The following is a 14,242-nucleotide window of genomic DNA, read 5'->3' on the forward strand; positions in this document are numbered from 1 at the left end:
AGGGGAAGGGGGAATGATGGCGAGCACGGTTGTGCAGCAGGGGCTGCCTTCATCGGCTGCTGCGGCGGAGCACCATGGGCTGCGCTGGCGGCTGCTCTACATCATGCTCGGCTTTTCGGCCGGTCTGCCTTTTTACATGTTCTCGACCGTGCTGGCGCTGCGCCTGCAGGCGCACGAGGTCGGGCTGGTGGTGATCGGCTTCTTTGCCTGGGTGCAATTGCTGCCGACCTTCAAATTCGTCTGGGCGCCGCTGCTCGACCGCTACAGCGTGCCGGGGTTCGGGCGGTTCTGGGGCAAACGGCGCGGCTGGATCATGCTGGCGCAACTGGGCATCTTCACCGCGCTGGTGGCGATGGCGCTGACCGCGGGCGACCGGAACCTGCCGCTGACCGCGCTGTTCGCCGTCCTGCTCGCCTTCTGGACCACCACGCTGGAGGTGGCGGCCGATGCCTGGCGGATCGAATTGGCTCCGACGCAGGAGGCGCAGGCCCCGCTCGCGGCGGCCAATCTGTGGGGCTATCGCACGGCGATGGTCGCAGCGGGCAGCGGCGCGCTGCTGATCGCCGATCTGCCCGGCTGGGGCTGGCGCGGCGCCTATCTCGCGGTTGCGGCCGCCGCGCTGGTGCCGTTTCCCATCCTCGCCGCGATGGAGCGCGAGGGCGGGCAGACGGGCCAGCGCGTCCCGGCCCTTGCCAGCGGGCTGGTCGCCAGCGGCGCGATCCTCGGCGCGGCGGCACTGGCGGCAGCGGCGGTGGGCTGGCTGCTGCTGGGGGTGGCCGCTGGGGCGGGGATCGACAGCCAGACCAATGTCACCCCTTATGTCCTTGTCATCTGCATGGTGCCGTTCCTGTTGCTCGCCGCCGCCTTGCCGCGTATCCGCCGGATGCCCGCCCACGCACCGATGCGCCGCTCGCTCGTGCTTGGCCCTTATGTCGAGTTCTTCTGGCGCTATGGCACCCTCGCGCTGGCGCTGATGGCGTTCGTGTCGATCTACCGGATGGGCGATGTGCTGGCGCTCAACCTGTCGAAGCCGATGATCAAGGACCTTGGCTATTCGCTGACCGCGATCGGGCTGGCTGATTCCTATGTCGCGCTGGTGGCGAGCATTGTCGGGGTCGGCCTCGGCGGATGGATGGCGGCGCGCTGGCGCTTGGGATGGGCACTGGCGGTCGCGGCCTGCTTCGCCGCACTCGGCAATTTTGCCTTTGTCTGGCTGGCACGCCAGCCGGTTGACTCAACGGCGCTTTACATCGCCACCGCCGCCGACCAGTTCGGCAATGGCATGGCCGGCGCGGTATTCGTGGTCTATCTCTCGATGCTGGTGACGCCGGCCTTTGCCGGGGCGCAATATGCCTTTCTGACGGGCTTTGCCTTCCTCCTGCCGCGCCTGCTGTCGGGTGCGGGCGGCGGAATGGTCGAGGCGTTCGACCGCTTGGGCTATGACGGGTTTGACCTGTTCTTCCTCCTTTCCGGCGTGCTGAGCCTCGCTGCGCTCATTTTCCTACCTTGGGTCGCCCGCGCGGCGGAGCACGGGCGATGATCAGTGCCGAAAGCGCCTTTGCGCCCGCAGCGGCAGCCGTCGCGCGGGGCGACGTGCCGGGGGCAACTTTGGGGATCGTGACCGCCGAGGGCGAACGCGCGGTGTTCGTCGCCGGCCATGCCGCGCTGGAGCCCGCGCCCGAACCGCTAACCCGCGCGCACTGGTTCGATCTCGCATCGGTGTCCAAGCTGATCGCGACTACGCGCATGGTGCTGACGCTGGCAGAGCGGGGGCTGCTCGATCTCGACCGACCGCTGACCGATGCAATCCCCGATCTGCGGCAATACGATGTCGCCGGCGCACCAGAGCGGCAGCTGACCTTCCGCGATTGCCTCGCCCATCGGACCTTCCTGCCGGCAGTGGAGCCGATCTACACCTATGGCGACGATCCGGCCCGCCTGCGCGCTTTTGTCCTGCAACGCGCATGGCATCACGGCCCGCCAGTCTATTCGGACATCAATTTCATCCTGCTCGGCATTGCCGTCGAGCGGTTGACCCGCGCGCCGCTCAGCGATTGGCCGCTGGAGGAGGGGCTCGGCTACGGCCCGCCTCCCGGCCCGGCGGTGGCGACCGAGTTCTGTCACTGGCGGGGGCGGATGCTGCGGGGCGAGGTGCATGACGAGAACGCCTTTGCGCTGGGCGGGGCGCCGGGCCATGCCGGGCTGTTCGGCACGGCCGATGGCGTGCTCGGTTTTGCGCACGGCCTGCTCACCGGCGAGGGCGCGTCGCCCGCCATGCTGGCGGCGATCCGCACGCCCGTTCACGCCCATCGCACCTGCGGATGGGAAATCGCCCATCCCGGCTGGCATGGCGGCGAAGCGTGCTCGCCCGGAACGATCGGCCATACCGGCTTTACCGGCACCGGTCTGTGGGTCGATTTCGAGCGCGGGCTGGCGTGGACGCTGCTGACCAACCGCGTCCATCCCACGCGCCACCGCGAGAGCCACATCATGGCCCTGCGCGCGGCCACCAGCGAGGCGGTGATTGCCGCCGCCGATGCGCGCTAATTGGCGGCGGCGATCGCCACCAGCGCTGCATCCATCGCCCCGGTCGCGCCGACATCGCCCGGCACATCATTGGCGATCAGCGAGAAGGTCAGCGTCCGCCCGCTGGCTGCGATGAGGTAACCCGACAGCGCATTGGTCTGGTTGAGCGTGCCGGTCTTGGCGAAGATCTTGCCCTCCAGCGCGGTGCCGCGAAAGCGCCGGGCAATCGTGCCATCGACGCCGCCGATGGGGAACGTCTCGCGCCAGGCCGCGCCCCAGCGTTGGCTCGCCCCATAACGCAGCAGGCCGACCAGCGCGCGCGGCGCGATGCGGTTGTAGCTCGACATGCCCGACCCGTCGGCCAGATCCCACGCGGTGCGCGGCACGCCGGCGGCCGCCATCAGCCGTGCGACCATCGCGATCCCGTCGGCCAGCGAGCCCGCCCCCTCGATCAGGCCCAGCCGCCGCATCAGCAATTCGGCATGGAGGTTCTGGCTGACCTTGTTGACGATGCGGATATCCTCGGCCAGCGGGGCGGCCGTCAGGGTCGCCAGAACGGGCGCAGGGACGAGGGGCTGGACCGTGCCGGCCCCACGGTGCGCCGGATCGTCCGACGCGCTCAGCGGGCGATGGCGGGCCTCTGGCGGGGCGCTGATCCGCACGCCGCGCGCGGCCAGCAACTGGCCCATCCGCCACGCGGCATAATGCGCCGGATCGTCGATCCCGATCCGCAGGGTTGCCGGCGCGGCGTCCGGTGCGATGGTGCCAGTGAGGCGCAGGGTGCGCTCGCCCGGCATCCGCATGATATCCAGCGCGGTCGGGGCGCCCGCGCGGGTTACGGCAAGGTTGGTCACCGTGTAATAGCCGAGGCTGCTGACGGTCGGCGCGGCGGCCGGAGCGCCCGGGGTGATGGTCAGCACCGCCTCATTATCGTCGAGCGTCAGCGCGGAAATGCCCGTGCCATAGCGGGTGGAGATATTGTTCCAGCTCATCCCCGGGCTCCATCGTTCATCGGGAAAGCGCGTATCGTCGCCCACCACCGCACGCAGATGCCGGCTCCGCGCAGCGACGGCATCGGCGAGCGCGGCGAGGCAGTTGGTGACGCAATCGGGCGCGCTCGACAGGCGGGCATCGCCATGGCCGCGCAGGACCGCGTCTTGCCCCTCGAGCGCCACAGTCGCCCCGCCGGCGCGGTCGGGCGCGCCAACATCTGGCAGCATCGCCAGCGCCGCCGCAGTGGTCAGCAGCTTGGTGTTCGAAGCGGGGATGAAGCGCTGGTCGGGGTTCACCGCGATCACCTCCTGCCCATCCTCGTCAACCACCAGCAGCCCGAAGCGCGTGCCGTGCGGCGCCTGCGCAAAGGCTTGCGCCACCGCCTGTTCGAGCGCTGGCGGTGCGCCCGCCGCGGGCAGCGGCGCGAGCGTCAGCAGCACGGCGAGGAGAGGGGCGAAGGTGCGGTGGAGTGGTGACAGGGCCATGCCGCACAGCCTACCCGCCCGTGACGGCGCTGCAAGCCGGGGCGTATGTTTCAGAGCCTTTGCCGCGCTATAACGGCCGGGCAATCCGGTCCCTTCGGGGTTGCGCGGGGGCAAGCGGCAGGCTTTCATGGGCCCATGAGCTTGCGCCGCCTGTTCGCCCTCTTCAGCTGCCTGCTGGCGCTGTTTTTTACTCCGCCTGCCGCCGCGCAGCCGCATCCGCGGCTCGCAGAGATGTTGGCCGCGCCCGCCGCCGCCGGCCTCGTTGGCGCACGCGATACCGAACTGTTCGCCTGGGTCGAAACCGCCTCCGGAGTACGCAATGTCTGGGTCGGCGGGCCGGGCAAGCCGGCGCGGCGGGTGACCCGCTATCAGGCGGATGACGGCATCCAGATATACGGCCTCGCCCTGTCGCCGGACGGGAGAAAGCTCGCTTTCGTGCGCGGCGGGGACGAGGAATGGGCGGATGAGGAAGGCCAGCCCAACACCGGCAGCGCCCCGCTGATCCCGCCGCAAGAGGTGGTGCTCGTCGATCTCGGCGCAGGCACGATCAACGTGGTCGGCGAAGGGCACTCGCCCGTTTTCTCGCCCGACGGCCGCGCGCTTGCCTTTACCCGGCGGGGGCAGCTGTGGCTGGCGTCTGCTGGCGAACCCGCCCGCCGCATTGCCCATCTGCGCGGGTCGGTGCGGCGGCTCAGCTGGTCACCCGATGGCACCGCCTTGCTGCTGAGCGAAGTGCGCGAGGACAATTCCTATATCGCGCTGGTGGACGCTGACGGCACGCGCCTGCGCTATCTCGATGCGGGTCTCGGCCAGTCGGTCGAGCCGGTGTTCTCGCCCGATGGCAAGGCGGTCGCGTTCATCCGTTATCTCGATCCGCCCACCGGGGCAGGAGATCGTGGCGGACCATACTGGTCGCTGCGCCATGTTGATATCGTCACCGGGGAAGCGCGCGAACTTTGGCGCCCGACAGCCGGGCAGGGCGGGCGTTATGCCGGCACGCGCAGCCGCAATCTGTTCTGGAGCCGCAGCGGCGTGCTGCTGTTCCCGTGGGAGGAAAGCGGCTGGCTCCACGTCTATGCCCTCGACCCTGCACGACCTGCCGCGCCGCGTGCGCTGACGCGCGGCGCGTTCGAGGTGGAGAGCTTCGCTCTCGACGAGCGGGCCAACGTGCTGATCCACGCTGACAATTCCGCCGATATTGACGGGCGCACCATTCGCCGCACGCCGCTGGCCGGCGGACGCACGCAGCCGGTCGCCCGCGCTGGCGGGATGCAATTTGCCCCGGTGGTCGCGGGGACGGCCCTGGCTGCCATCGCCACCAACACTGCGCAGCCCGCGCACCCCGTGATGCTGGCCGAAGGGCGCTGGCAGCCTTTGCGGCAGCCAGCGTCACTGGGTTCCTTTGACGCGCCGCAATCGGTCCGCTTCCCCAGCACCGACGGGCAGACGGTCTATGGCCAGCTCTTCCGCGCCCGCGGCCCCGGCCCGCATCCGGCGGTGATCTTCATCCATGGCGGGCCGCGCCGGCAGATGCTCGCGGGGATGCATCCGTCGAGCTATTATGCGCGCACCTATCTGCTCAACCAGTATCTCGCCGCGCGCGGCTTTACCGTGCTGGCGGTCAATTATCGTGGCGGGACCGGCTACGGCCAGGCGTTCCGCGATGCGGCGGAGACCGGGCGCGAGGGGGCGAGCGAATATCGCGATATTCTCGCCGCCGGGCGCTGGCTCGCCGCGCGCCCCGAGGTGGACGGTGCGCGCATCGGGCTGTGGGGCGGCAGCTGGGGCGGCTATCTGACCGCGCTCGGCCTCGCGCGGGATAGCGATCTGTTCGCCGCCGGGGTCGATCTCCACGGCGTGCATACGCTGCTGCGCGCGCCCTCGACCATGCGCTCGCCCGCGCAGCAGCAGGACGACCGGCAGCTGCAATGGGACAGTTCGCCCGTCGCGGCGATCGACGGGTGGCGTTCGCCCGTGCTGCTGATCCACGGCGATGACGATTTCAACGTCGACTTCGCGCAATCGGTGCTGCTCGCCCGCGAACTGGCGGCGCGCGGCATTCCGTATGAGGAGCTGGTGTTTCCCAATGAACGCCATTCCTTTTTCCGGCATGACAGCTGGGTTCGCGCGCTGACGGCGACCGCCGGTTTCCTCGAGCGCAAGCTGGGGGCGCCGCGATGAGCTTTTTCCGCGCCTTCCTCGCGATATTCGCGCTGTTGTTGCTGGGGGCAGCCGCGCCCGAACCCGTGACGCTGATCCGCGGTGCGCACGTGTTCGACGGCAGCGGCAGCCCCGCGGTTCCGGCCGATGTGCTGCTGCGGGGCGAGCGGATCGCCGCCATCGGCCAGCGGCTGCGCGCACCGCGCGGCGCGCGGGTGATCGAGGCGCGCGGGATGACCTTGCTGCCGGGGCTGCACGATCTCCACACGCATTTGCGCTCGCCCGGCACCTCGGCGCCGGACGATCTGCCCAAGGCGTGGGCGGCGCATCTGCTGCACGGCGTGACCAGCGTCGCCGATTTCTCGGTATCGGGCGAGATGCTCGCACCCATCCGCCAGCTCAGCGCATCGGACGCAATTGCCGCGCCGCATCTGGCGCTGGCGATCCGCTTCGGCGTGCCGCAGGGGCACGGCACCGAATATGGCTGGGGCGATGTTTTCACCCGCCAGGTCACCACGCCGCGCGCGGCCGAATTGGCGATGGACCGCGCCCTCGCCTACCGCCCCGACGTGATCAAGGTGTTTGCCGATGGCTGGCGCTATGGCCGCTCGCCCGATCTCGACAGCATGAACCTGCCGACGCTGCGGACGATTGTCGAGCGCGCGCATGAGGCGGGGATTCCGGTCATTACCCATACGGTGACGCTGGCCGGGGCCAAGCTGGCCGCGCGCGCCGGGGTCGATGCGCTGGGCCACGGAATCGGCGATGCGCCGGTGGATGACGAGTTGATTGCGCTGATGCGGGCCAGCGGCACCGCCTATGTCCCGACCATGGCGGTCTATGAACCGCAAGCGGGGCGCGCGCTGCTCGTGCCCGAAGCCGCGCGTCTGTCAGCCGCAGAGCGCGCTTATGACGCGGCGGAGCGCGCCGCGGACCCGCCGACCCCCGAATATGAAGCGCGCCGGTGGGAGATATTGCAGGACAATCTGCGGCGGTTGAAGGCAGGCGGGGTGGCGGTCGGTGTCGGCACCGATGCGGGGATCGGCGGGGTCTATCAGGGATCGTCCGCGATCCGCGAAATCCGGCTGCTGGCGCAGTTCGGCCTCACCCCCGCCGAGGCGCTGGCGGCGGCCACCAGCGTCAGCGCCGATATCATGATGCGCGGTGCGGATAGTGGGCGAATTGCGCCGGGGATGCGCGCCGATCTGCTGCTGGTGCGCGGCCGGCCCGACCTGCGGCTGAGCGATCTCTACGCGGTCGAACAGGTATTCGTGGCCGGGAGGTCGGCTGATCTGGCCGCGCTGCGCCGCGTGGTCGAACGGGACGGGCCATCGCCGCTACCGGCGCTGCGCATGACCGGCCCGATCGATACGGTGCTGCGCGCTGATGGGCGGACCGACCTCGGCACGCTGCCCGATGCCACCAACGAGGCTGGCACTGACCACAGCCATCTGCACGCGATTACCGCGCCAGATGCGCCGCCCCGCCGGCTGCTCTATGCGAAATTCGGCGCGGCCCCGGCGCCCTTTGCCAATTTCGTCATCCCGCTGACCCCCGGCGCGGTGCAGCCGGCCGATGCGCGCGGCTTTACCGGGATAGCCTTTACCGCGCGCGGAACCGTGCGGTATGAGCTGCTACTCGACGAATACGGCCGGCGCAGCTCCGCCGCGTTCCGCGCGCCGTTCGACGGCGGTGCGGCTCTGGGCGAGGTACGGCTCCCCTTCAGCACCTTTGCCAGCGGCGAGGGCGCCCAGCCCGACCTTGCCCGCCTGCGCGCGCTGGTGTTTCGCCTGCACGGCGAACCGGGGGGCGAGGCCACGCTCGAACTCGGCACTGTCAGGTTCTACCGCGATTGACGCCGCGAGGCATCAGGGGCAGGTGCCCGCTGGCGGCGTCCGCGGCAGGCCGCGCCCGGCGGCCCGGCCGGTCAGCGCTCCGCGTTCCACCGCCAGCGCGCCATTGACGAACACCGTGTCGACCCCGGCCGCGAGCAGGGTGGGGGCGCCATAATCCGCCCGCGCGGCAAAGCGGGCGGGATCGAACACCACGATGTCGGCATAGGCGCCCGCCACCAGCTCGCCCCGCCCGGCAAGGCCGAAAGTGCGCGCCGCCAGGGTGGAGCTCCGGTAGATGAATTCGCGCAGGCTCAGCGCCGGGTTTGTGCGGACATATTCGGCATATTTGCGCGCGAACGAGCCATAGGCACGCGGGTGGCCGGCCGAAGCGTCGGACCCGGTCATCACCCACGGCCGGGCCATGAAGGCACGAATGTCGCCCTCGGTCTGGTTGAACGAGGCAACCGCCACGTCGGCCCGGCGAATGGTGGCCAGCGCGGCTGTCACCGGGTCGGTCTGCGCGGCGGCGGCAATCTCCGACAGGCGGCGGCCGGCATCGGGACCTTCGGTAATCAGCAGCGACGCTGCCCCGCCGCGCCGGCGCAGGTTCTCGGCCATCTCGCTGTGCAGGCGCGCTCTCTGCGCCGTATCGTCGAACCGCGCGAGCATCGCGCTGCGCCCGCCATCCATCGCCCAGCGCGGAACCAGCGCCGCCGCGAGCGAGGTGCCCGACGCACTCCACGGATATTGGTCGGCGGTGACGCGTTGGCCCGCGGCCTGCGCCTGTTCGACGAACGCGATCAACGCGCCCGCTTGGCCGTGCACATCGACGCCGAGTGCCTTGATATGCGCGAGATGGACCGGCAGCTCGGCCTGCTGCCCGATCGCCAGCGCCTCCGCCACCGAGGCGAGCAGGCCGATCGAATAGCTCGATTCGTCGCGCAGATGGGTATCGTAAAATCCGCCGCGCCGGCCCGCCGCGGCCGCCACATCGGCCACTTCCTGCGTCGTGGCAAAGCTCTGCGGGGCGTAGAACAGCCCGGTCGACAGCCCCAGTGCGCCCTCGCACATGGCGGCGGCGACCAGCGCGCGCATCTGCGCCAGTTCGGCGACATCGGGCGCACGGGCAGCATCGCCCAGCACCGCGCGGCGCACTTCGCCAAAGCCGACATAGGTCGCGTAATTGATGCCCACCGGCCGCTCGCGATAGCGCGCGAGGACGGCGCCCGTATCCAGCGCGCCGCCGCCATCATTGCCGATGAAGGCGGTCGTCACCCCCTGCATCAGGAAGCCCGTAACAAGCCGCGCATCGGGCTGGTCGCTGGCCAATTGGTCGCTCAGATGCGTGTGCGGATCGATGAAGCCAGGGGCGACGATCAGCCCGGTGGCATCGATCACCTGCGCGCCGCCAGCCTCGAGCGCCGGGGCGGCGGCAAGGATGCGGTCGCCGTCGATAGCCACATCGCCGATGAACGGCTCGCCCGCGCCGGGATAGACCGTCCCGCCGCGCAGCAACCAGTCGGCGCGGCCGTCGGGCTCGGCTGCTGCAACCGCCATCGGCGCGCAGCACAGGGCGAACGCTGCAAATCCGATGATCCTTGCCGTCATGCCGCTCCCCAGAAACCGGGCGCTGCGGGTGCGAGATAGCCGCCCGCCATGCTGACCCCGCCCTTGCGGTCTTCCGCCAGCCATGCCGGCCCGTCAAGGTCGACGAAATCCGCCTGTCCGGCAAGGTGCAGCGCCGGGGCGATCGACAGCGAGGAGCTGACCATGCAACCGGTCATCACCCCCATGCCCCGCGCCCGGGCCGCCGCCATCAGGTCGAGCGCGGCGGTCAGCCCGCCGGTCTTGTCGAGCTTGATATTGATCGCCTGATAGCGCCGGGCAACCTGTTCGAGATCCTCCAGCGTATGCACCGCCTCGTCCGCGCAGATCGGCACCAGGGGCGCGAAATCTTCGAGGAACGCGTCGGCCGCTGCGGGCACGGGTTGTTCGAGCAGGTCGGCACCGATTTCGACCAGCACCGGTTGCATCGCGCGCAGCAAGGGCTCGTCCCAGCTTTCATTGGGATCGACGATCAGCGCGGGCGAGGGTGCGGCGGCGCGGACGGCGCGCAGGCGGGTTGCAGGGTCATCGGCATCGAGCTTGACCTTGATCAGCGGGTGATGGGCGAGCAGCGCCGCCTCCCTGGCCATGACGGTCGGCGTATCGATCACCACCGTCATCGCTGTGGCCACCCGCCGGGCTGGCGGCAGCGCCGCGGCGGATGTGATTCCGCTACGGAGCTCCCAATCCCATAATGCGCAATCGAGCGCATTACGCGCAGCCCCCGGCGCCAGCGCGCCCAGCAGATCCGCGCGGCTGCCGCCTTGCTCGACCAGCACACGCGCACTCTCGATTGCGGCCAGCGTGCCGTCGATGGTCTCGCCGTAGCGGGGGTAAGGCACGCCTTCGCCCCGTCCGATGACCCCGTCCCCGCTGATCGTGACGGTCACCACATCTGCTGCGACTTTGGTCCCCCGCGCGATGCGGAACGGGCGGTTCAGCCGGAAGCTGTCGTGCCGCGCGGTTAATGTGCGGGGCATAGGTGGTCGATGATCGGGGCCGTGCCGAAAGCCAGCGGGTCGGTGCAGGGCAGGTTGAACCGCGCGGCGGTCGCGTCGCACAGCCGGCGGGCTTCGGCGCGCTCGAGGCCTTGCGTGTTGAGGCAGATGCCGGCGGCGACGACATCGGGGCTGGTCAGGCGCGCGGCTTCGAGATTAGCGTGGAGGCACTCGGCAAGGTCCGACACGGCGCGATGCGGCAGCCCGCGCAGATGCGGTCGGCCCGGTTCATGGCACAGCACCAGCGCCGTGGGCTGCGCGCCGTGCAGCAGGCCGAGCGACACGCCCGCGAAGGACGGATGGAACAGCGAGCCCTGTCCCTCGATCAGATCCCAGCCGTCATCCTTGCGGGCCGGGGCCAATTGCTCGATCGCGCCCGAGATGAAATCGGCCACCACCGCGTCGACCGCCACCCCCGCGCCGGCGATGAGAATGCCGGTCTGCCCGGTGGCGCGAAAGGTCGCGGCAATCCCGCGCGCGCGCATCTCGCGCTCCAGCGCCAGCGTGGTGACCATCTTGCCGACCGAACAATCTGTGCCCACGGTCAGCAGTCGGTTGCCCGCGCGCGGCAGGCCGGTGCCCACTGCGAGCCCTGCGGGCGGATCGCGGACATCGAACAGGTTGAGCCCGCGCTCTCGCGCCAGTTCGGCCAGCCGGGGCTGATCCCGCAGCCGATTGTGCAGGCCCGAGGCAACATTGAGCCCGTTTTCAAGCGCGTCGGCCGCGTCGGCAATCAATTCTTCAGTCAGCGCGCCGCCGGCCCCGGCAATCCCCAGGATGAGCGTGCGCGCCCCCGCCGCCGCCCCTTGCGCCATCGTCATGCGCGGCAGGCCGAGCGTCTGGGGCGAGGCGTCATGGCGGAATTCACCGACGCAATCTTCGGCGCGGAACAAAGCCACCCCGCGCGAGGTCTTGATCGACAGCGGATCGGCGGTGCTGCCGAGATAGAGCAGATAGGGCGCAGGGATCATGCGGGCGACGCTATCGCCAGCGCCGGCACAGCGCCGCATATTCATCGCACAGCGCGCCATAGCCGGCTGCTATGGTGCGCGCCGCGCGGGCTTACGGGGTGTCGAGCACCTGCTTCAGCACCTTGAGAAATTCATCCGCCAGCGCGCCCAGCGGCCGGCTGGCCAACGAGACGGCATGGATGTCGAACGCGACGCGCGGACGCAGCGGGCGCATCGCCATGCCGGGGCCGAGGCAGGCCTGTGCGGTAAAGCTGTCGACCACCGTCAGCCCGACGCCCTGGCGCACAAGCGCCGCCGCCATGTAAAAGGTCCGCGCGCTGACCGACCCTTCGAGCGTGACACCCCGCTGTTCGAGTTCGGCCGCCATCAGGCGCCCGGTCGGTCCGGAGCCGGCAACGCTGATGAAGGGCGACCCACCAAGCTGCTCCAATCCGATAGAGGATGGCGCGTCGGGCAGGTCGGCCTCGCGATAGAGCACTACCAGTTCCCCTTCGCCGACCCAGCGTTGTAGCACCGGGCCGGCGGGCGGCACCTCGTAGGCAATGGCCAGATCGGTTTCTCGCTCGTGCAGCTTTCGCAGCACCTCGTCATGGTGCAGCGTCTGGAGGTCGAAGCGGACGTCGCGATGCTTGTGCAGGAAGCGCGCGACCGCCGTCGGGATCGCGTCCAGCGCTAACGACGGCAGCGCCGACACGCGCAGCGTGCCGCCGACGCCGCGCCGCAGATTGCGGCCCGCTTCGCGTAAGCCATGAACCCGGTCCTGGATCTCGCGCACCTCGCCGAACAGGGCGTGCGCATCCTCGGTCGGGATCAGCCCGCCATTGGTGCGCTGGAACAGCGGGAACCCCAGCAGGCTTTCGGCGTGGCGCAACATCTTCGACACCGATGGCTGCGACACGTTGAGCGCGCGCGCCGCACCGCTGACCGAGCCGTTGACATAAACGGCGTGGAAGATCTCGATATGGCGCAGGTTCATCGCTTGCCCGTCACCCCGCGCAGCCGCGCCCCGCGTTCCGTCCCGCGCGTGAACCGGCCGGCAACTCCGCGCTGATAGACGCGGCTCATGACAGTCGAGACCGTGACGAATTCCGCCGTGGCCGCCTCGCGCGTCAGGGTGACAAGGGTGTAACCTTTGTCATCCTGATTATTGAACACGACCTCGTTATTCTGCGCCGCGATGATTTGGCCGAGGCCGGGCAGCAGCGAGCCGAAGGACGGGCTGGAAATCGCCGTGGTGCCAAACTCGCTGGCCACCACCGTGCCGCTGGCATCGGCCAGATCGTTGGCCCAGGCGGCATGGCTGTCGCCGGCAAACATGACCGGGCGCGCGCCAATCCGGCGGAGCATGGCGTAAAGCCGCTCGCGCGCGGCGGGATAGCCGTCCCACGCATCCATGTTGAACGGTAGACCCGCACGATAGCCCGCGAGCGTTGCGCGGATGCGCGTGCGCCACCCTTCGGGCATCCGCGCGATGATCGCGGCGAAGCGTTCAGGACCATAACCGAGTTCGATATCGGGGCCGGCGACGCGCGCCATGACCACCTGATTGCCGAGCAATTGCCAGACCTTGCCCGAGTCGACCGAGCGGCGCAGGACATTTTCCAGCCAGGCAAACTGCGCCGCACCCAGCAATTCGCGGCCCGGCTGCTGGCGATCGCGCAGCATCCGGGCAATGTCCGCATCAGCCACCACTTCGCCCTTCGAAGCGATCTGCTCGTCGCGGCCGAGCAGCCGGGTTTCGACCATCGCCAACGTGGCGAGATCGCCGATCTCGAAGCTGCGGAAGATCGCGGCCGGGTCGCTGCCGCGGCGTGGATCGCGGATCGGCATCCACTCGAAATAGGCCTGCAACGCCGCCGCCTTGCGCGCGCGCCAGTCGCCTTCGGTGTCGGGATCGTGGTTCTCCGCCCCGCCGATCCACGCATCATTGGCGGTTTCGTGGTCGTCCCACACGGTGATGAACGCGGCGCGGGCATGAGCCGCCTGCAGCGCGGGGTCGGTTTTCACCTGCGCATGACGGCGGCGATAATCGGCCAGCGTGATGATTTCATGCGGCGGATCGGGCAGCCGGCCAAGCTGGCGGCCGATATCGGTGCCATAACCGTCCGCGCCATATTCGTAGATGTAGTCGCCCAGGTGCAGCACCGCGTCGAGCCGGTCGAGCCGCGCCATATCGTCATAGGCGTTGAAGAACCCGCCGGCCCACAACTGGCACGAGGCGAGCGCGAGTACGAAATCCTCGGTCCGGCCCACCGGTAGCGTGCGGAAGCGACCAACGGGCGAGGGGGTGCCGCTGCTTGTGGTGAACCAGTACCAATAATCCCGCCCCGGCTGCAGGCGGGTGACCTCGACCTTGGCAGTGTTGTCGCGCGCGGCGGCGGCGGTGACGCGGCCCGAGCGGATCGGCTGGGCGCCGGCCTGCTCGGCGACGTGCCATTGCAGCGGAATATCGCCTGCCGCGCCCTCGGCCGGGGTCGCCCGGGTCCACAGGATCGCGCCTGCGGCTGTCGGATCGCCGCTCGCCACCCCGTGCAGGAAACGGGCATCGTCGAGCCGGCGCGGCGTGGACAGGGCCGGGCTGGCGAGGCCGGCGCTGCTGGCGCCAAGCGCGGCGAGGGCTGTGCGGCGGGTGACGGTCATGCTCATCGGGAAATCTCCTTCACACCCGC

General features: G+C 69.8%; 10 protein-coding genes. 4 read left to right on the top strand and 6 right to left on the bottom strand.

What is annotated here, in order from left to right; translation table 11 throughout:
• Window positions 1–16 precede the first annotated feature (16 nt).
• Together ILT46_RS09060 and ILT46_RS09065 are read left to right on the top strand one after the other, a co-directional pair.
• On the top strand, window positions 17–1,540 hold the full coding sequence (locus ILT46_RS09060) for a permease (protein ID WP_233397150.1): 1,524 nt from the start codon (window positions 17–19) through the stop codon (window positions 1,538–1,540).
• Window positions 1,537–2,547, top strand: a complete 1,011-nt coding sequence (locus ILT46_RS09065) for a serine hydrolase domain-containing protein (protein ID WP_199504328.1) — start codon at window positions 1,537–1,539, stop codon at window positions 2,545–2,547. Before ILT46_RS09060 ends, ILT46_RS09065 begins: the two co-directional genes overlap by 4 nt.
• Here the strand turns inward: ILT46_RS09065 and dacB are convergent.
• Window positions 2,544–4,004: a D-alanyl-D-alanine carboxypeptidase/D-alanyl-D-alanine endopeptidase gene (gene dacB / locus ILT46_RS09070; RefSeq protein WP_199504329.1), complete on the bottom strand. Its 1,461-nt coding sequence runs from the start codon at window positions 4,002–4,004 to the stop codon at window positions 2,544–2,546. The genes ILT46_RS09065 and dacB overlap by 4 nt on opposite strands.
• 135 nt (window positions 4,005–4,139) lie before the next feature.
• Here dacB and ILT46_RS09075 point away from each other — a divergent pair, with 135 nt between their 5' ends.
• The gene (locus tag ILT46_RS09075; RefSeq protein ID WP_199504330.1) at window positions 4,140–6,185 is read left to right on the top strand and encodes an alpha/beta hydrolase family protein; all 2,046 of its coding nucleotides are present in this window, start codon (window positions 4,140–4,142) and stop codon (window positions 6,183–6,185) included.
• Entirely contained in the window at window positions 6,182–8,020 is a 1,839-nt protein-coding gene (locus ILT46_RS09080) for an amidohydrolase family protein (RefSeq protein WP_199504331.1), read from the top strand. The genes ILT46_RS09075 and ILT46_RS09080 overlap by 4 nt, the downstream gene beginning before the upstream one ends.
• 12 nt (window positions 8,021–8,032) lie before the next feature.
• Here ILT46_RS09080 and ILT46_RS09085 read toward each other — a convergent pair whose 3' ends face one another.
• The 5 genes from ILT46_RS09085 to ILT46_RS09105 form a co-directional block, all read right to left on the bottom strand.
• On the bottom strand, window positions 8,033–9,607 hold the full coding sequence (locus ILT46_RS09085; RefSeq protein ID WP_199504332.1) for an N-acyl-D-amino-acid deacylase family protein: 1,575 nt from the start codon (window positions 9,605–9,607) through the stop codon (window positions 8,033–8,035).
• A complete protein-coding gene (gene dgcA, locus ILT46_RS09090) occupies window positions 9,604–10,584 on the bottom strand; it encodes an N-acetyl-D-Glu racemase DgcA (RefSeq protein ID WP_199504333.1) in 981 nt (326 codons plus the stop codon). The genes ILT46_RS09085 and dgcA overlap by 4 nt, the downstream gene beginning before the upstream one ends.
• On the bottom strand, window positions 10,569–11,573 hold the full coding sequence (dgcN, locus tag ILT46_RS09095) for an N-acetyltransferase DgcN (RefSeq protein ID WP_199504410.1): 1,005 nt from the start codon (window positions 11,571–11,573) through the stop codon (window positions 10,569–10,571). Before dgcN ends, dgcA begins: the two co-directional genes overlap by 16 nt.
• Window positions 11,574–11,664: 91 nt before the next feature.
• On the bottom strand, window positions 11,665–12,549 hold the full coding sequence (locus tag ILT46_RS09100; protein ID WP_199504334.1) for a LysR family transcriptional regulator: 885 nt from the start codon (window positions 12,547–12,549) through the stop codon (window positions 11,665–11,667).
• The gene (locus tag ILT46_RS09105; RefSeq protein ID WP_233397151.1) at window positions 12,546–14,219 is read right to left on the bottom strand and encodes an alkaline phosphatase D family protein; all 1,674 of its coding nucleotides are present in this window, start codon (window positions 14,217–14,219) and stop codon (window positions 12,546–12,548) included. Before ILT46_RS09105 ends, ILT46_RS09100 begins: the two co-directional genes overlap by 4 nt.
• Window positions 14,220–14,242 lie beyond the last annotated feature (23 nt).

It is taken from the genome of Qipengyuania sp. YIM B01966 (assembly GCF_016461955.1).
In the GTDB taxonomy this organism is placed as follows: domain Bacteria; phylum Pseudomonadota; class Alphaproteobacteria; order Sphingomonadales; family Sphingomonadaceae; genus QFOP01.